The sequence below is a fragment of the Pseudomonas sp. FG36 genome, from assembly GCF_057809275.1.
This window is the reverse complement of the sequence record NZ_JBMDJQ010000013.1, coordinates 26,288-43,213: the sequence shown is the minus strand read 5'-3', so window position 1 is coordinate 43,213 and position 16,926 is coordinate 26,288. Positions and strand designations below refer to the sequence as shown.

The 16,926-nt window shown below is 63.6% G+C and carries 17 protein-coding genes and 1 tRNA gene; 3 read left to right on the top strand and 15 right to left on the bottom strand.

Features of this window, described 5'->3' with window-relative positions; translation table 11 throughout:
• Positions 1-12 precede the first annotated feature (12 nt).
• The 7 genes from hscB to trmJ form a co-directional block, all read right to left on the bottom strand.
• Positions 13-534: a co-chaperone HscB gene (gene hscB / locus ACODS9_RS12435; RefSeq protein ID WP_031315121.1), complete on the bottom strand. Its 522-nt coding sequence runs from the start codon at positions 532-534 to the stop codon at positions 13-15.
• Between the two features lie 8 nt (positions 535-542).
• Positions 543-866: an iron-sulfur cluster assembly protein IscA gene (gene iscA, locus ACODS9_RS12430; RefSeq protein WP_023630636.1), complete on the bottom strand. Its 324-nt coding sequence runs from the start codon at positions 864-866 to the stop codon at positions 543-545.
• Between the two features lie 25 nt (positions 867-891).
• Positions 892-1,278, bottom strand: coding sequence for a Fe-S cluster assembly scaffold IscU (gene iscU / locus ACODS9_RS12425; RefSeq protein WP_023630637.1), 387 nt, complete (start codon positions 1,276-1,278; stop codon positions 892-894).
• Positions 1,279-1,324: 46 nt separating this feature from the next.
• A complete protein-coding gene (locus ACODS9_RS12420; protein WP_046854251.1) occupies positions 1,325-2,539 on the bottom strand; it encodes an IscS subfamily cysteine desulfurase in 1,215 nt (404 codons plus the stop codon).
• Positions 2,540-2,583: 44 nt separating this feature from the next.
• Positions 2,584-3,075: a Fe-S cluster assembly transcriptional regulator IscR gene (gene iscR / locus ACODS9_RS12415; RefSeq protein ID WP_023630639.1), complete on the bottom strand. Its 492-nt coding sequence runs from the start codon at positions 3,073-3,075 to the stop codon at positions 2,584-2,586.
• A gap of 168 nt (positions 3,076-3,243) precedes the next feature.
• On the bottom strand, positions 3,244-4,032 hold the full coding sequence (gene cysE, locus ACODS9_RS12410) for a serine O-acetyltransferase (protein WP_046854250.1): 789 nt from the start codon (positions 4,030-4,032) through the stop codon (positions 3,244-3,246).
• A 3-nt stretch (positions 4,033-4,035) separates the two neighbouring features.
• Positions 4,036-4,791, bottom strand: a complete 756-nt coding sequence (gene trmJ, locus ACODS9_RS12405; protein WP_401104835.1) for a tRNA (cytosine(32)/uridine(32)-2'-O)-methyltransferase TrmJ — start codon at positions 4,789-4,791, stop codon at positions 4,036-4,038.
• Between the two features lie 151 nt (positions 4,792-4,942).
• On the opposite strand from trmJ, the gene suhB reads away from it, so the two are divergent.
• The gene (suhB, locus tag ACODS9_RS12400; RefSeq protein WP_046854248.1) at positions 4,943-5,761 is read left to right on the top strand and encodes a type III secretion system regulator SuhB; all 819 of its coding nucleotides are present in this window, start codon (positions 4,943-4,945) and stop codon (positions 5,759-5,761) included.
• Between the two features lie 67 nt (positions 5,762-5,828).
• Here the strand turns inward: suhB and ACODS9_RS12395 are convergent, their stop codons facing one another.
• The 6 genes from ACODS9_RS12395 to queA form a co-directional block, all read right to left on the bottom strand.
• Positions 5,829-6,377: a glycine zipper 2TM domain-containing protein gene (locus ACODS9_RS12395; RefSeq protein ID WP_102682081.1), complete on the bottom strand. Its 549-nt coding sequence runs from the start codon at positions 6,375-6,377 to the stop codon at positions 5,829-5,831.
• A 121-nt stretch (positions 6,378-6,498) separates the two neighbouring features.
• Entirely contained in the window at positions 6,499-7,407 is a 909-nt protein-coding gene (gene secF, locus ACODS9_RS12390) for a protein translocase subunit SecF (RefSeq protein ID WP_046854246.1), read from the bottom strand.
• A gap of 10 nt (positions 7,408-7,417) precedes the next feature.
• Positions 7,418-9,280, bottom strand: coding sequence for a protein translocase subunit SecD (secD, locus tag ACODS9_RS12385; RefSeq protein WP_046854245.1), 1,863 nt, complete (start codon positions 9,278-9,280; stop codon positions 7,418-7,420).
• A gap of 64 nt (positions 9,281-9,344) precedes the next feature.
• Positions 9,345-9,680 (bottom strand): preprotein translocase subunit YajC, encoded by a 336-nt coding sequence (gene yajC, locus ACODS9_RS12380; protein ID WP_023629280.1) that lies wholly within the window; start codon positions 9,678-9,680, stop codon positions 9,345-9,347.
• Positions 9,681-9,722: 42 nt separating this feature from the next.
• Positions 9,723-10,838 (bottom strand): tRNA guanosine(34) transglycosylase Tgt, encoded by a 1,116-nt coding sequence (gene tgt / locus ACODS9_RS12375; RefSeq protein ID WP_023629281.1) that lies wholly within the window; start codon positions 10,836-10,838, stop codon positions 9,723-9,725.
• A 14-nt stretch (positions 10,839-10,852) separates the two neighbouring features.
• Positions 10,853-11,902, bottom strand: a complete 1,050-nt coding sequence (gene queA / locus ACODS9_RS12370; protein WP_489093980.1) for a tRNA preQ1(34) S-adenosylmethionine ribosyltransferase-isomerase QueA — start codon at positions 11,900-11,902, stop codon at positions 10,853-10,855.
• A 109-nt stretch (positions 11,903-12,011) separates the two neighbouring features.
• Here queA and ACODS9_RS12365 point away from each other — a divergent pair.
• Positions 12,012-12,096 (top strand) — tRNA-Leu (locus ACODS9_RS12365).
• A 304-nt stretch (positions 12,097-12,400) separates the two neighbouring features.
• Here ACODS9_RS12365 and mdeB read toward each other — a convergent pair.
• A complete protein-coding gene (gene mdeB / locus ACODS9_RS12360) occupies positions 12,401-15,091 on the bottom strand; it encodes an alpha-ketoglutarate dehydrogenase (RefSeq protein WP_489093979.1) in 2,691 nt (896 codons plus the stop codon).
• A gap of 24 nt (positions 15,092-15,115) precedes the next feature.
• Positions 15,116-16,312 carry a methionine gamma-lyase gene (locus ACODS9_RS12355; protein WP_489093978.1) on the bottom strand — a complete coding sequence of 399 codons (1,197 nt, stop codon included), beginning with the start codon at positions 16,310-16,312 and terminating at the stop codon, positions 15,116-15,118.
• A gap of 127 nt (positions 16,313-16,439) precedes the next feature.
• Here ACODS9_RS12355 and ACODS9_RS12350 point away from each other — a divergent pair, with 127 nt between their 5' ends.
• Positions 16,440-16,919, top strand: coding sequence for an Lrp/AsnC family transcriptional regulator (locus ACODS9_RS12350; RefSeq protein ID WP_094010228.1), 480 nt, complete (start codon positions 16,440-16,442; stop codon positions 16,917-16,919).
• Positions 16,920-16,926 lie beyond the last annotated feature (7 nt).

The window sequence follows — 16,926 nt, the reverse complement described above, 5'->3', positions numbered from 1 at the left end:
GCGACGCCGGGGTTAATCGTCGAGGCGCTCTTCGAGTTGGCGCACTTCTTGGGCGAGCTTGTCGAGGAACTGCATGCGGCGCATCAGGCGCTCGGCCTTGTCGCGCTGGGCTGCATCGTCCCAACAGTCGGCGAAGTCATTGTTCAGTGCGTCCTGGGCACCCTTGAGGCGCTTCTTGAACACACCAACACCGTCAAGGTCGGCTTCGTCCTGCAACTCTTCGAGCTCTTCGCGCCACTGCATCTGCTGCAGCAGGAAGTCCGGGTCATGCACCGTGACTTCCTGAGGCACTTCGTGGCCACCGATGGCCAGCAGGTACCGGGCGCGACGCGGCGCGCTGCGCAAGGTCTGGTAGGCGTCGTTCAGCGCCGCGGACTTTTCCAGGGCGACACGCTGCTCACGCTCGGAAGCGTCGGCGAAGCGGTCGGGGTGGACCTCACGGGCCAACTCGCGATAGCGAACGGCCAATTTGTCGAGGTCCAGGCGGAAAGCCGGTTGCAGGTCGAACAGGGCGAAATGGCAAAGAGTACCCACGGCAAGCCTCAAACGTTGAAGCTTTCGCCGCAGCCACACTCACCGCGCACGTTGGGGTTGTTGAACTTGAAACCTTCGTTCAACCCTTCCTTGACGAAGTCCAGCTCGGTGCCGTCGAGGTACACCAGGCTTTTCGGGTCGATGATGACCTTCACGCCGTGGTTCTCGAACACCTGGTCTTCGGCGGCGAGCTCGTCGACGAACTCCAGCACGTAGGCCAGGCCCGAGCAGCCGGTGGTGCGCACGCCCAGGCGAATGCCCTCACCCTTGCCGCGCCCGTCGAGGGAGCGGCGAATGTGGTTGGCGGCGGCTTCTGTCATGCTGATAGCCATCGGAACTCCTTACCTCGCAGTCGACTCAGACCAAGCCTTTCTTCTGCTTGTAATCGCGAACAGCGGCCTTGATGGCATCTTCGGCGAGCACGGAGCAGTGGATCTTGACCGGCGGCAATGCCAGCTCTTCAGCCAGCTGGGTGTTCTTGATGGTCTCGGCCTCGTCCAGGGTCTTGCCCTTCATCCACTCGGTGGCGAGGGAGCTGGAGGCGATGGCTGAACCGCAACCGTAGGTCTTGAACTTGGCGTCTTCGATGACGCCCTGCTCGTTGACCTTGATCTGCAGGCGCATCACGTCACCGCAGGCCGGGGCGCCGACCATGCCGGTACCGACATCCGGATCGTCGGCGTTCATCTTGCCGACGTTGCGCGGGTTTTCGTAGTGGTCGATGACCTTTTCACTGTATGCCATGGTGCAATTCCTTCCTCATCAGGGAGCCGCTCTTGCCGGCGACTGCTTAGTGGGCGGCCCACTCGATCTTGGAGATGTCGACGCCGTCTTTGTACATGTCCCACAGCGGCGACAATTCGCGCAGCTTGTTCACGGCCTCGCAGACTTTCTGCGCGGCGTAGTCGACTTCTTCCTCGGTGGTGAAGCGACCGAAGGAGAAGCGGATCGAGCTGTGCGCCAGCTCGTCGTTGCGGCCCAGGGCGCGCAGGACGTAGGACGGCTCGAGCGAAGCGGAGGTGCAGGCCGAACCGGACGAAACAGCGATGTCCTTGAGCGACATCAGCAGCGACTCGCCTTCGACGTAGTTGAAGCTCAGGTTCAGGTTGTGTGGCACGCGCTGGGTCTGGCTGCCGTTGACGTACAGCTCCTCGAGGTCCGAGACCTGCTTGAAGAAGCGGTCGCTCAGGGCCTTGATGCGCACGTTTTCAGCGGCCATTTCCTGCTTGGCGATGGCGAAGGCTTCGCCCATGCCGACGATCTGGTGGGTCGGCAGGGTGCCCGAACGCATGCCGCGCTCATGGCCACCGCCGTGAATGATGGCTTCCAGGCGCACACGCGGCTTGCGGCTGACGTACAGCGCGCCGATGCCTTTCGGGCCGTAGACCTTGTGCGCCGAGAACGACATCAGGTCGACTTTCAGCTTTTGCAGGTCGATCTCGACCCGGCCGGCCGACTGGGCGGCGTCGACGTGGAACAGTACACCGCGCGAACGGGTCAGTTCACCGATGGCGGCGATGTCGTTGATCGAGCCGACTTCGTTGTTCACGTGCATCAGCGAGACCAGGATGGTGTCGTCGCGCAGGACGGCTTCGACCATCGCCGGGGTGACGATGCCGTCTTCGCCTGGCTCGAGGTAGGTGACCTCGAAACCTTCACGCTCGAGCTGGCGAGCGGTATCCAGGACCGCCTTGTGCTCGATCTTGGAGGTGATGATGTGCTTGCCCTTGGTCTGATAGAAGTGCGCCACGCCTTTGAGGGCGAGGTTGTCGGACTCGGTGGCACCGCTGGTCCAGACGATCTCGCGCGGATCGGCGTTGATCAGCTCGGCGACCTGGCGGCGGCCGTTCTCGACTGCTTCCTCGGCTTTCCAGCCGAATACGTGGGAGCGCGAGGCCGGGTTACCGAAGTTCCCGTCAACCAGCAGGCACTCGGCCATCTTCTGGGCGACACGGGGATCGACCGGCGTGGTCGCGGAGTAATCGAGGTAGATCGGCAACTTCATTGAGTATCTCCTATCAGGCGGTGGCGTCGCTCGTCGCTGCAGTTTCAGTCGACGGCGGACGTCTCAATCTTGTCCAGCTGGGCGGTTCGGCCTGCGACGCGGCGCAGGTCCTGGCGCTGGGCGACTTCCTGCACCTCGCGGCGCATGACGAGGTCGGCCAGGCTGATGCCACTGAGGAATTCATGGATCTGCTGGCTCAGGTCACACCACAGGTGGTGAGTCAGGCAGGTATCACCGGCGTGGCAATCCCCCAGGCCCTGGCAACGGGTGGCATCGACCGATTCGTTGACCGCGTCGATGACCTGGGCCACCTGGATGGTTTCCATGCCTCGCGACAGCTGGTAGCCGCCGCCTGGGCCGCGAACGCTGGATACCAGGCTGCTGCGGCGCAGCTTGGCGAACAGCTGTTCCAGATAAGAGAGGGAAATGCCCTGGCGCTCGGAAATATCGGCCAAAGACACCGGCCCCTGCTGCGCGTGCAACGCCAGGTCAAGCATGGCGGTCACGGCGTATCGGCCTTTGGTAGTCAGTCGCATGGCGTATGGGTACCACGGGAGTTACAGGATGTGTGCGAGTATGCGATTCCCGAGCATTTAAGTCAACTATAAGACCTAGTGCTTTAGTCGGGTATGCATGCGGGAGGCGGCCGCGAGTGTAGCAGACAAGGGGCGCAAGCACACGCCCCTTGTATCGGGCCGGCGCAATCAATGCGACCGAGTGTCGCCCTGCTTCAGCTCGACGCAGGCTTCGGCAAAGTCGTCGTCGGGCAGCGCCGGCAGCTCCTTGGCGCAGTAGTCACTGCCCATCCGGGTCAGCGCGCCGCACATGCCCTCCAGGCGCTCGTCGACGGCCTGCAGGTGGTCGAGCATCTGGCCGATGGCGCGCGCCACCGGGTCCGGCATGTCGCCACTGACGCCATAGGCATCGAAGCCGATCTTCTCGGCCATGGCCTTGCGCTTGGCCTCGACGGCGTCATCCTCGGTCTTGACGATGATCCGCCCCGGGATGCCCACCGCCGTGGCGCCGGCCGGCACCGCCTTGGTGACCACGGCGTTGGAGCCGATCTTGGCCCCGGCACCCACGGTGAACGGGCCCAGGACCTTGGCCCCGGCACCAACCACGACGCCGTTTTCCAGGGTCGGGTGACGCTTGCCCTTGTTCCAGCTGGTACCACCAAGGGTGACACCCTGGTAGAGGGTCACGTCGTCGCCGATCTCGGCGGTTTCGCCAATGACGATGCCCATGCCGTGGTCGATGAAGAAGCGCCGGCCGATGGTCGCGCCCGGGTGGATCTCGATGCCGGTCATCCAGCGACCGAAGTTCGACACCAGGCGTGCCAGCCATTTGAAATCGCGCTTCCACAAGGCATTGCCCAGGCGGTGCAGCCAGATGGCGTGCATGCCCGGGTAGCAGGTCAGCACCTCGAAGGCATTGCGCGCCGCCGGGTCACGATGGAAAACACTTTGAATATCTTCACGCAGACGCTCGAACATCGTTCAGTCCTTCCGTTTATGCGGCTCGCCCCGGACGACTTTCTGGGTCTCGGTGAGAATGCCGCGCAAAATGCTCATTTCCGTACGCTCGACCGAGCTGCGCCCGTACAGCCGGCGCATGCGCGGCATCAGGTGCTTGGGCTTGGCAGGGTCGAGGAAGCCGATGTCCACCAGGGTCTTTTCCAGGTGGTCATAGAACAGCTCCATTTCGTCCATGGTCGCCAGCTCATTGGCGTCCGTCTTCTCAACCTTTGGCGCCGTGTCCTGCACCGCCAACGAGGCCATGCGCACCTCGTAGGCGAGCACCTGGACCGCGGCGGCCAGATTCAGCGAGCTGAAGTCGGGATTGGAGGGAATGTGCACGTGGAAGTGACATCGCTGCAGTTCTTCGTTGGTCAGGCCGGCGTGCTCGCGACCGAACACCAGGGCGATTTCCTCGCCGGCCAGGGCGTGCTCCACCGCCTTGGTGCCGCACTCACGGGGGCCGATCAGCGGCCAGGGGATGCTGCGCTCGCGAGCGCTGGTGCCCATGACCAGGCTGCAGCCGACCAGCGCCTGCTCGAGGCTGTCGACCACCTGGGCGCCGGCCAGCACATCGTCGGCACCCGAGGCGCGCGCCGAGGCATCGGCGGCCGGGAATTCTTTCGGCTGCACCAGCACCAGGCGCGACAAGCCCATGTTCTTCATGGCACGTGCAGCGCCGCCGATGTTGCCGGGGTGGCTGGTATTGACCAGGACAACACGAATATTTTGCAGCAAGGTGTCGTGCTCTCGGATGCAGAAAAAGGAGGGTTCGATCTTACAGAACCGACCAGCGTAACGCCATGAAAGCAAATGTGACACTTCTGTCGTCAAAGATTTCTGCTAGAATGGCCGGCTTTCCTCTTTAACATCTCCAGGTGACCTTCCCATGCAGCCTATGCTGAATATCGCCCTGCGCGCCGCTCGCAGCGCCAGTGAACTGATTTTCCGCTCCATCGAACGCCTGGACAGCATCAAAGTCGACGAAAAGCAGGCCAAGGACTACGTGTCCGAGGTTGATCGCGCCGCCGAGAAGGTCATCGTCGAGGCCCTGCGCAAGGCCTACCCGAACCACTCCATCCAGGGCGAAGAAACTGGTCTGCACGCCGGCACCGGCGAAGAAGGCAAGGACTACCTGTGGATCATCGATCCGCTGGACGGCACCACCAACTTCCTGCGTGGCGTGCCGCACTTCGCTGTCAGCATCGCCTGCAAATACCGTGGCCGCCTTGAGCACGCCGTGATCGTCGACCCGGTTCGCCAGGAAGAATTCACCGCCAGCCGTGGCCGTGGCGCCCAGATCAATGGCCGTCGCCTGCGCGTCAGCTCGCGCACCAGCCTGGAAGGCGCCCTGCTGGGTACCGGCTTCCCGTTCCGTGACAGCCAGATGGCCGACCTGGACAACTACCTGGGCATGTTCCGCGCCCTGACCGGCCAGACCGCCGGCATCCGCCGCGCCGGCTCCGCCAGCCTGGACCTGGCCTACGTGGCTGCCGGCCGCTTCGACGCCTTCTGGGAGTCGGGCCTGTCCGAGTGGGACATGGCCGCGGGCGTGCTGCTGATCCAGGAAGCGGGCGGCCTGGTCAGCGACTTCAACGGTGGCCACGAATTCCTCGAGAAAGGCCACATCGTTGCTGGCAACATCAAGTGCTTCAAGGCCGTGCTGACTGCCATCCAGCCGCACCTGCCGGAACACATGAAGCGCTAAGCGCCGATAGCGAGCACAAAAAAAGCACCTCTCGAGGTGCTTTTTTCGTTTTGGCACTGACGCAGCTTCACTGCCCCGGCTGATTCTGACTCAGGATCAGCTTGCCGTTCTTGTCCAGCGGGATGGTCGAGCCCGGCTCGTGATCCATCTTCACCTTGCCGACCTGATCACCAATGGAATAGGTCACGTTGTAGCCCACGACCTTGTCACTGATGTCATTGACCGTGTTGCAACGGGTTTGCGTGGTGGTGTAGGTGTCACGCTCCTGCATGCCTTCCTGCACCTTGTTGCCGGCATAGCCACCACCGACCGCACCGGCCACGGTGGCAATCTTCTTGCCGGTACCGCCGCCAATCTGGTTACCCAGCAGACCACCGGCGATGGCACCAACCACCGTGCCGGCGATCTGGTGCTGGTCCTTGACCGGCGCCTGGCGCGTCACGGTGACATCCTTGCAGACCTCGCGCGGCGTCTTCACCTGCTGCTTGATCGGCTGCACGTCGGTGACCTGGGCGTACTCAGGCCCCTTGTTCACCAAGCTGTAGGTCGCCACAGCACCTCCGGCAGTCACACCGACAGCACCCAGAACCGCACCCACCAGCATTGATTTGTTCACGTGAACCTCCTGATCGTACCCGCGGGCATATGGCCCGCCTTCTCCCAGCCTTGGAGCAAAAAAAAAGGCGCGAGTTCAACACTCGCGCCTTTCTTTACGCCAGACGGCGTAGGACGAAGCCTTACGGGCGCTCGTCCACACCCTCGGTCTTGACCGGCGGGATCAGGTCTTCGCTGCTCAGGTTCAGCCAGATCAGCACCACGTTGGCGATGTAGATCGACGAGTAGGTACCCGCCATGACGCCGATGAACAGCGCCAGGGAGAAGCCGAACAGGTTGTCGCCGCCGAAGAACAGCAGCGCGGCGATCGCCAGCAGGGTCGATACCGAAGTGGCGATGGTGCGCAGCAGGGTCTGGGTGGTCGAGACGTTGATGTTCTCGATCAGCGAGGCCTTGCGCATGACCCGGAAGTTCTCGCGCACCCGGTCGAACACGACGATGGTGTCGTTGAGCGAGTAACCGATGATCGCCAGCACCGCCGCCAGCACCGTCAGGTCGAAGGTGATCTGGAAGAACGACAGGATACCCAGGGTCACCACCACGTCGTGGACCAGCGAGATGATCGCACCGACGGCGAACTTCCACTGGAAGCGGAAGGCCAGGTAGATGAGGATGCCGCCCAGGGCCAGGAGCATGCCCATGCCGCCCTGGTCGCGCAGTTCTTCACCGACCTGCGGGCCGACGAACTCGACACGCTTGACCGTGGCCGGGTTGTCGCCACCGGCCTTCTGCAGCGCCGCGGCCACCTTGTTGCCCAGTTGCGGGTCATCGCCCGGCATGCGCACCAGCAGGTCGGTGGTGGCGCCGAAGCTCTGCACCACGGCCTCGTGGAAGCCGGAATCGACCAGCTCGGCACGCACGGCCTTGAGATCCGCCGGGCGCTCGTAGGTCAGCTCGATCAGCGTGCCGCCGGTGAAGTCCAGGCCGAAGTTCAGGCCCTTCTGCCACCAGCTGAACAGTGCCAGCACGGTGAGGAGCACGGTAATGGCGAACGCGACATTGCGCACGCCCATGAAGTTGATGGTTTTCATCGCAGCTCCCTCAAACCCACAGCTTCTTGATGTCACGCCCGCCGCAGGTCAGGTTGACCATTGCACGGGTCACCATGACGGCGGTGAACATCGAGGTGAAAATCCCGAGGGACATGGTGACCGCGAAGCCTTTGACCGGGCCGGTACCCATGGCGAACAGGATGCCGCCGACCAGCAGGCTGGTCAGGTTGGCGTCGATGATCGCGGTGTACGCACGGTTGAAGCCTTCGTGGATGGCGCGCTGCACCGACATGCCGGCTTTGAGCTCCTCGCGGATACGCGAGAAGATCAGCACGTTGGCGTCCACCGCCATACCCATGGTCAGCACGATACCGGCGATACCCGGCAGGGTCAGCGTGGCCCCCAGCAGCGACATCAGCGCCAGCAGCAGGACCATGTTGCCCGCCAGGGCCACGGTAGCGATCACGCCGAAGCCACGGTAGATAGCGATGATGAACAGCGAGACGAACAGCATGCCCCACAGGGACGCGTCGATACCCTTGGTGATGTTGTCGGCACCCAGGCTCGGGCCAATGGTACGTTCTTCGGCGAAGTACATAGGCGCGGCCAGACCACCGGCACGCAGCAGCAGGGCCAACTCGGACGATTCGCCCTGGCCGTTCAGGCCGGTGATGCGGAACTGGCTGCCCAAAGGCGACTGGATGGTCGCCAGGCTGATGATCTTCTTCTCTTCCTTGAAGCTCTGTACGGCAACGTCCTTCTCGACGCCATCGACGGTCTGCTTCTCGTAGCGGGTGATCGGCTTCTGCTCGATGAAGATCACCGCCATGCTGCGCCCGACGTTGGTGCGCGTGGCGCGGCTCATCAGCTCGCCGCCATGGCCGTCGAGGCGAATGTTCACCTGCGGGCGACCGTGCTCGTCGAAGCTGGCCTGGGCGTCGGTAACCTGGTCACCGGTGATGATCAGGCCGCGCTCGACCGGAGCGGAGCGGCCGCCTTCACGGAACTCGAACACCTCGGTGGTGGCCTTGGACGCGCCCGGCTCGGCACCGAAGCGGAACTCCAGGTTGGCGGTCTTGCCGAGGATACGCTTGGCTTCGGCAGTGTCCTGCACGCCCGGCAGCTCGACCACGATGCGGTTGGCGCCCTGGCGCTGCACCAGCGGCTCGGCCACGCCCAGCTCGTTCACACGGTTGCGAACGGTGGTCAGGTTCTGCTTGATGGAGTATTCGCGGATCTCGGCGACCTTGGCCTGGGTCAGTGCCAGGCGCAGCACGGCGAGCTCGTTGCGCTCGGTGGTGGTCAGGTCGAAATCACTGAAATTCTTGCGGATCAGGCTGCGAGCCTGTTCGCGGGTGGCATCGTCGGCGAAGCCCAGCATGATCCCGCCGTCCTGCTGCGGCAGGCTACGGTAGCGGATGCGCTCTTTGCGCAGCAAGGTCTTGACCTCGCCTTCGTAGACTTTCATGCGCGCGGTCATGGCCTTGTCCATGTCCACTTCCAGCAGGAAGTGCACACCACCGGACAGGTCCAGGCCGAGCTTCATCGGGCTGGCACCCAGGTTGCGCAGCCACTGCGGGGTGGTCTGGGCCAGGTTCAGGGCCACGACATAGTCGTCACCGAGGGCCTTGCGCGCCACATCCTTGGCCGGCAGCTGGTCTTCCTGGTTGGTCAGGCGCACCAGCGCACTGCCCTTCTCGCCCAGGCTGCCGCCTTTGACGGTGATGCCGGCATCGGTCAGCGCCTTGGTGACGCGATCGAGATCGGCCTGGCTGACATGCAGGGCGGAACTGGCACCGCTGATCTGCACCGCCGGATCATCCGGATAGAGGTTGGGTGCGGAATAAATGAAGCCGACCGCCAGTACCAACACGATCAGCAGGTATTTCCACAGAGGGTATTTGTTCAGCATCACGCCGCCCGTTCAAGACGCGGGGCGCTTTGCGCGCCCCGACTGGAAAAATGAAACCGGTAACTCAGATAGCCTTGAGCGTACCTTTTGGCAGGGTCGCGGCAATGGCGCCCTTCTGGAACTTCAGCTCGACGTTGTCGGACACTTCCAGGACCACGAAGTCATCGGCAACCTTGACGATCTTGCCGGCGATGCCGCCGTTGGTGACAACTTCGTCACCTTTTTGCAAGTTGCTCAGCAGGTTCTTCTGCTCTTTGGCACGCTTGGCCTGCGGGCGCCAGATCATCAGGTAGAAGATGACCAGGAAGCCGACCAGGAAGATCCACTCGAAGCCGGTACCGGCTGGGCCGGCGGCGGGGGCTGCTGCGTCCGCGTAGGCGGCGGGGATAAAGAAGCTCATTGGGCTCTCCTAATGGAATTTTCTAATAATGATTGCGAACAGTCAGTCCAAAGGCGGAACGGGAAGCCCGCGCTTGGCGTAGAAGGCGTCGACAAAGGCGGCCAATTTACCCTGTTGAATAGCCTCGCGTAAACCGGCCATCAAGCGCTGGTAATGGCGCAAGTTGTGGATGGTATTCAGCATGCTGCTCAACATTTCGCCGCACTTGTCCAGGTGGTGCAGGTAGGCGCGGGAGAAGTTGGTGCAGGTGTAGCAATCGCAGGTCGGATCCAGCGGCGATTCATCGTGGCGATGGAACGCGTTGCGGATCTTGATCACCCCGGTATCGACGAACAGATGGCCGTTGCGCGCGTTGCGCGTGGGCATCACGCAGTCGAACATGTCGACGCCGCGGCGCACACCCTCTACAAGATCTTCCGGCTTGCCTACCCCCATAAGGTAACGAGGTTTGTCAGCCGGCATCTGCGCGGGCAGGTAGTCCAGCACCTTGATCATCTCGTGCTTGGGTTCACCCACCGACAGGCCGCCGATGGCCAGGCCGTCGAAGTCGATGTTGACCAGCGCTTCCAGCGAGCGCATGCGCAGGTCCTGGTACATGCCGCCCTGGACGATACCGAACAGCGCCGCGGTGTTGTCGCCATGGGCGTTCTTCGAGCGCTGGGCCCAGCGCAGCGACAGCTCCATCGAGGTGCGCGCCACGTCATGCTCGGCCGGGTACGGCGTGCACTCGTCGAAGATCATCACGATGTCCGAACCCAGGTCGCGCTGGACCTGCATGGACTCTTCCGGCCCCATGAACACCTTGGAACCGTCCACTGGCGATGCGAAGGTCACGCCTTCCTCCTTGATCTTGCGCATGGCGCCCAGGCTGAACACCTGGAAACCACCGGAATCAGTGAGGATAGGGCCTTTCCATTGCATGAAATCGTGCAGGCCGTTGTGTTTCTTGATGACTTCGGTACCCGGGCGCAGCCACAGGTGGAAGGTGTTGCCGAGGATGATCTCGGCGCCGATGGCCTCGATGTCACGCGGCAGCATGCCCTTGACCGTGCCATAGGTGCCCACCGGCATGAAGGCCGGGGTCTCGACCGTGCCACGGGGGAAGGTCAGCCGGCCGCGACGGGCCTTGCCGTCGGTGGCCAGCAGTTCGAACGACATTCGACAGGTGCGACTCATGCTTGATCCTCTGGGCCGCGTGGCGCCGGATTGCGGGTGATGAACATGGCATCACCGTAACTGAAGAAGCGGTAACCGTTCGCGACCGCCGCCGCATAGGCGGCCATGGTCTCGGGGTAACCGGCGAAGGCCGAGACCAGCATCAGCAGCGTGGACTCCGGCAGGTGGAAGTTGGTGACCAGGCAATCGACCACATGGAACGGCCGGCCCGGGAAAATGAAGATGTCGGTGTCGCCACTGAACGCCTTGAGCTCGCCATCGCGCGCCGCGCTCTCCAGCGAACGCACGCTGGTGGTGCCCACGGCGATCACCCGCCCGCCACGGGCGCGGCAGGCCTGCACGGCATCGACCACATCCTGGCTCACTTCGAGCCACTCTTTATGCATGGTGTGGTCTTCGATCTTGTCGACCCGCACCGGCTGGAAGGTACCCGCCCCTACGTGCAGGGTGACGAAGGCGCGCTCGACGCCCTTGGCAGCGATCTTTTCCAGCAGCGCCTCGTCGAAGTGCAGGCCGGCGGTAGGCGCGGCCACGGCGCCGGCGCGCTGAGCGTAGACGGTCTGGTAGCGCTCGCGGTCGGCGCCCTCGTCGGGGCGATCGATATACGGCGGCAGCGGCATATGGCCGACACGCTCGAGCAGCGGCAGCACCTCTTCGCTGAAACGCAGCTCGAACAAGGTGTCGTGGCGGGCGACCATCTCGGCCTCGCCGCCACCGTCGATGAGGATCTGCGCGCCTTCTTTAGGCGCCTTGCTGGCGCGCACGTGGGCCAGCACGCGGTGGCTGTCGAGCACGCGCTCGACCAGCACTTCCAGCTTGCCGCCGGAGGCTTTCTGGCCGAACAGCCGCGCCGGGATCACCCGGGTGTTGTTAAACACCATCAGGTCGCCGGGGCGCAGGTAGTCGAGCAGGTCAGTGAACTGCTTGTGGGCCAGCTCGCCGCTGGGGCCATCGAGCACCAGCAGGCGGCTGCCATGACGCTCGGCCAGTGGATGGCGGGCGATCAGGGAATCGGGGAGTTCGAAGGAAAAATCGGCGACGCGCATGATGATGTTCGGGTTCGACAGGGCCGGGAAGTTTAGCCCAATGCGTGAAAATTGACCATGAAAGCCGATTGACCGCCTTGGGCGACCTCTCTATACTGCGGCGCCACAAGCCCTGATGGCGGAATTGGTAGACGCGGCGGATTCAAAATCCGTTTTCGAAAGGAGTGGGAGTTCGAGTCTCCCTCGGGGCACCAAGATCCAGAAAAAACCGACCTTATGGTCGGTTTTTTTGTGTCTGGTGATTGGGGCGTCCAGCGACTTGCGTAGTTCATATTTGAATGCCCTAGGCTTTGATCTTGAGCTGGGGCAAACATTTTTGAGCTGCCTGTACGGCAGTGATTGAAGGACGGTGGCTACCCATTGACACCGCAGTTCCATGCCTCATCGCCGGCAAATCCGCTCCCACATCGACCGCGCCGACCTTGGGCCTGACGCTATCTCTGTGGGAGCCGGCTTGCCGGCGAAGGGCCGGTGCAGGAAAAAACCTGCAAAAGCCGCTCATCGATACCAGGACGCCCCCTCATCCTGGATGCGATAACGCGCCCTCGCCTTGCCAAGAACGTCCTCCAGCAACACCCCTTGGCGCACGAGACTGTAAAGCGCTGCCATCACCACCGCATGACGGTCCACCTCAAAGAACCGCCGCAGTTGCTGACGCGTATCGCTGCGGCCGAAACCATCGGTGCCCAGGGTGGTATAGGGCGCCTGCACATACTCGGCGATCAACTGCGGCCAGGCGCGCACATAGTCGCTGGCCGCGATCACCGGGGCGTCGCCGGGCAGGCAATGACACACATGGCAATCCGCATGCTCCCCAGTCATCGCCAGGCGTTGCGCACCCCTGGCCCCACGCGCCAGTTCGCTGAAGCTGGTGACGCTGAACACCTCGCTGTCGACCTGCCAGTCACTGGCCAGCAACTCGCTGGCGGCAATCACCTCGCGCAGGATGGTGCCCGAACCCAACAAGCGCACCTGGCCACGGGGTGCGGCCGAGGAATGCCGGGCAAAGCGATACATGCCTCGCAGTACATCGTCGTGCATGTCCTCGGGCAACGACGGCTGCGCGTAGTTTTCATTCATCACCGCCACATAGTGGAACTCGTCCTGCTGCTCCACCAGCATGCGCCGCGCGGCATGGTCGAGGATCACCGCCAGCTCGCCGGCAAAGCACGGATCCCAGGCCCGGCAGTTGGGCACCATCGACGCCATGACCAGGCTCGATCCATCCTGGTGCTGCAGCCCCTCGCCACCCAGCGTGGTGCGCCCCGCTGTGGCACCCAGCAACAGGCCTCGGGCGCGCTGGTCGGCGGCAGCCCAGATCAGGTCGCCGACCCGCTGGAAGCCGAACATCGAGTAGTAGATGTACACCGGCAGCATCGGCTCGCCATGCACCGCGTAGGCGGTCGCTGCCGCGACCCATGAAGAGATCGCCCCGGCCTCGGTGATGCCCTCCTCCAGCAACTGGCCGTCCCGCGCCTCCTTGTAGACCAGCAAGGAGCCGGCGTCCTCCGGCTCGTAGCGTTGCCCGTGGGGCGAATAGATGCCGATCTGGCGGAACAGGCTGGCCATGCCGAAGGTGCGCGCCTCGTCGGCGACGATCGGCACCACTCGTGGCCCCAACCCCGGCGCCTTGAGCCAGTTGCCCAGCAAGCGCACCGCGGCCATGGTGGTGGACATCTCCTTGCCTTCGGCGTGCAGGGCGAAACCGCCGAACGCCTCCAGCTCGGGCACAGGCAAGGTGGCGCAGTCGTTGCGCCGCAGCGGCAGCGGTCCACCCAGTGCCTGGCGGCGCTGGCGCAGATAGACCATCTCCGGGCTGTCTTCGGCCGGGCGATAGAAACGCAGTTGCTCCACCGCCTCATCCGACAACGGCAAATGGAAACGGTCGCGGAAGGCCAGCAGTGCCTGCACATCGAGTTTCTTGGCCTGGTGCGCGGTCATCCGCGACTCGCCGGCACTGCTCATGCCATAGCCTTTCTTGGTCTTGGCCAGGATCACCGTCGGCCGGCCCTTGCAGGCCCTGGCGGCGGCATAGGCGGCATGCAGCTTGCGAAAATCATGACCACCGCGCTTGAGGGCGTTGATCTCTTCGGCGCTCATGTGCGCCACCAGGCGCTGCAAGGCCGGGTTCTGCTTGAAGAAGTGCTCGAGGTTGTAGCTGCCGTCCTTGGCGCCGAGGGTCTGGAACTGACCATCGGGCGTCGCCGCCAACTGGCGCAGCAGCGCATGCTCGTGATCGCGGGCGAACAGGGCGTCCCACTCCGAGCCCCACAGCACCTTGATCACGTTCCAGCCGGCACCGCTGAACAACGCTTCGAGCTCCTGGATGATCTGGCCATTGCCGCGGACCGGGCCGTCCAGGCGCTGCAGGTTGCAGTTGACGATGAAGGTCAGGTTATCCAAGCCTTCACGGGCAGCCAGGGTCAGGCCGGCGGTCGACTCCGGCTCGTCCATCTCGCCATCGCCGAATACGCCCCAGACATGCCGGGCAGAGGTGTCGAGCAGCCCGCGATGCTGCAGGTAGCGCATGAAGCGCGCCTGATAGATCGCATTGAGCGGGCCGATGCCCATGGAACCTGTGGGGAACTGCCAGAAGTCCGGCATCAGCCAAGGGTGTGGATAGGAGCACAGCCCGTTGCCGCCGACCTCCTGGCGGTAGTTGGCCAGCTGTTCCTCGCTCAGGCGCCCTTCAAGAAATGCGCGGGCATAGATGCCAGGCGCCGAGTGCGGCTGGAAGAACACCAGGTCGCCGCTGCGCTGCACACCACCGCCCTCGCCGCGAAAGAAATGCTGGAAGCCGACCTCGAAGATTTCCGCCGCCGAGGCGTAGCTGGCGATATGCCCGCCCAGCTCGCCATAGGCGTGGTTGGCCCGTACCACCATGGCCAGGGCGTTCCAGCGCAGGATGCCGGTAATACGCTCGTCCAGCTCGAGATCGCCGGGATAAGCGCCCTGCTGTTCCACCGGCACGGTGTTGCGGTAGGCCGAGAAGGCCTGGGCCTCGCGCTCCAGGCCCAGCTCGAGGGCATGGGCCTGCAGGCGCTGCAGCAGGTAGCGGGCCCGCGCCGGGCCGCAGTGGGCCAGGGTCGAGGCCAGCGCCTCGCACCACTCGGCGGTTTCCGCTGGGTCGCTGTCCAGGGCGGCATCAAGGGCCGTCAACGGCTCGTTCGAGTTCATCATCGCTACCATCGCGCAGGCCTCATCCGTGGCGATTCAGGCGCAGGCCTTCAGGGCCTGGGCAATGTCGGCAAGCAGGTCGTCGATGTCTTCCAGCCCCACCGACAGACGCACCAGCCCTTCCGAGATGCCATGCTCGGCACGCTCCTGCTGGGTATAGCTGGAGTGAGTCATGCTCGCCGGGTGCTGGGCCAGCGACTCGGCATCGCCCAGGCTCACCGCGCGGCTGAACAACTGTAGGGCGTTCATGAAACGGCGCCCGGCTTCGATCCCGCCCTTCAGCTCGAAGGCGATCATCCCGCCCGGCAGGCGCATCTGCCGTTGGGCCAGCGCGTACTGCGGGAAGAATGGCAGGCCCGGGTAATGCAGCAGCTCTACCTGTGATTGTTCGGCGAGAAACTCGGCGACCTGCTGGGCATTGGCGCAGTGGCGGTCCATGCGCAGGGCCAGGGTCTTGATGCCGCGCATCAACAGCGAGGCGTCGTGGGGCGAGAGTACGGCGCCGGTCATGTCCTTGAGCCCTTCCAGGCGGATGCGGTCGACCAGCGCCTTGCGCCCGACTACCAACCCGGCGGTGATATCACCATGCCCGGACAGGTACTTGGTGGCCGAATGCACCACCAGGTCCACGCCCAGTTCCAGCGGGCGCTGCAGGTAGGGTGTGCAGTAGGTGTTGTCGACCACGATGCTCAGGTCATGGCCCTGTGCAGCCTCGACGACGGCAGCGATATCCACCAGCTGCATGTTGGGGTTGGCCGGCGACTCGAAGTAGATCATCCGCGTCTTGGCGGTGATCGCGGCCTTGAGTGCCGGGATGTCGTTGAGATCGACATGGCGGATCTTCACGCCGAACTCGCCGATGCCGTGGTGCAGGTAGGCGAAGGTGCAGCCATACAGGGTGCTGCCGACGATCAGCTCGTCACCCGGGCGTAGCAGGGTCCATAGCGTGGCGGTGATGGCGCCCATCCCGGAGGCCAGCGCCAGCCCGGCCTCGCCGCCTTCGAGCGACGCCATGCGTTGCTCCAGCAGGGCCAGCGTCGGGTTGGAAATACGGCTGTAGAAGTGCCCCGGCTCTTCGCCGGCGAAGCAGGCGGCGCCGTACTCGACAGTCGGGAAAGCGTAGGTGGCGGTCTGGTAGACCGGCGGCACCAGGGCGCCGCCGTGGGACATCGGGTCATAGCCATGATGGATGGCCCGCGTGGAGAAACCGGTGTTGTTATTGGAGTCGCGCATGGCAACAGCCTCTTGTGGTTTGTTATAAGCTTATGCCACCAAGCTGCCGCGCTTTTTCCAAACTTGCCCACGCAATCGGGCATGTTTTGAAATAAAAACAACAAAAATAGAACCAGGAGGGCAAGATATGCCTTCAACGCTCGACCGTACCGATCGCGCCCTGCTCGCCGCCCTGCAGGACAACGCCCGCCTGACCGTTTCCGAACTCGCCGACCAGGTCGCCCTGACCACCTCGCCCTGCTGGCGGCGGGTCAAGTTGCTCGAGGACAACGGCTACATCACCGGCTACCAGGCCATTCTTTCGCCCAAGTCGCTGGGCTTCGGGGTGACCGCGTTCGTCAGCATCATGATGGACTCGCACACCAAGGAAATGGCCCTGGCGTTCGAGAAACGGCTGATGGAGATCCCCGAGATCGTCGCCTGCCACAATATCTCCGGGCGCTATGATTTTTTGCTGGAGATCCTGGCACGGGACCTGGAATCGTTTGGCGAATTCACCCGGGAGGTGCTGCAGCGGTTGCCGGGGGTGAAGGAGATCTATTCGAGCTTTTCGTACAAGGCGGTGAAAGAGCGACGGGTGATTCCGGTGTCGGAGAAGCATATTTAGGGCCGCA

Excerpts from the sequence above, each read along its gene's own strand:
- ACODS9_RS12355 (WP_489093978.1), bottom strand. The coding sequence starts at position 16,312 with ATGCGCGACTCCAATAACAACACCGGTTTCTCCACGCGGGCCATCCAT.
- tgt (WP_023629281.1), bottom strand. The coding sequence starts at position 10,838 with ATGTCGTTCGAACTGCTGGCCACCGACGGCAAGGCCCGTCGCGGCCGG.
- ACODS9_RS12420 (WP_046854251.1), bottom strand. The coding sequence starts at position 2,539 with ATGAAGTTGCCGATCTACCTCGATTACTCCGCGACCACGCCGGTCGAT.
- iscU (WP_023630637.1), bottom strand. The coding sequence starts at position 1,278 with ATGGCATACAGTGAAAAGGTCATCGACCACTACGAAAACCCGCGCAAC.
- iscR (WP_023630639.1), bottom strand. The coding sequence starts at position 3,075 with ATGCGACTGACTACCAAAGGCCGATACGCCGTGACCGCCATGCTTGAC.
- yajC (WP_023629280.1), bottom strand. The coding sequence starts at position 9,680 with ATGAGCTTCTTTATCCCCGCCGCCTACGCGGACGCAGCAGCCCCCGCC.
- suhB (WP_046854248.1), top strand. The coding sequence starts at position 4,943 with ATGCAGCCTATGCTGAATATCGCCCTGCGCGCCGCTCGCAGCGCCAGT.
- cysE (WP_046854250.1), bottom strand. The coding sequence starts at position 4,032 with ATGTTCGAGCGTCTGCGTGAAGATATTCAAAGTGTTTTCCATCGTGAC.
- queA (WP_489093980.1), bottom strand. The coding sequence starts at position 11,902 with ATGCGCGTCGCCGATTTTTCCTTCGAACTCCCCGATTCCCTGATCGCC.
- ACODS9_RS12350 (WP_094010228.1), top strand. The coding sequence starts at position 16,440 with ATGCCTTCAACGCTCGACCGTACCGATCGCGCCCTGCTCGCCGCCCTG.
- mdeB (WP_489093979.1), bottom strand. The coding sequence starts at position 15,091 with ATGGTAGCGATGATGAACTCGAACGAGCCGTTGACGGCCCTTGATGCC.
- secD (WP_046854245.1), bottom strand. The coding sequence starts at position 9,280 with ATGCTGAACAAATACCCTCTGTGGAAATACCTGCTGATCGTGTTGGTA.
- iscA (WP_023630636.1), bottom strand. The coding sequence starts at position 866 with ATGGCTATCAGCATGACAGAAGCCGCCGCCAACCACATTCGCCGCTCC.
- secF (WP_046854246.1), bottom strand. The coding sequence starts at position 7,407 with ATGAAAACCATCAACTTCATGGGCGTGCGCAATGTCGCGTTCGCCATT.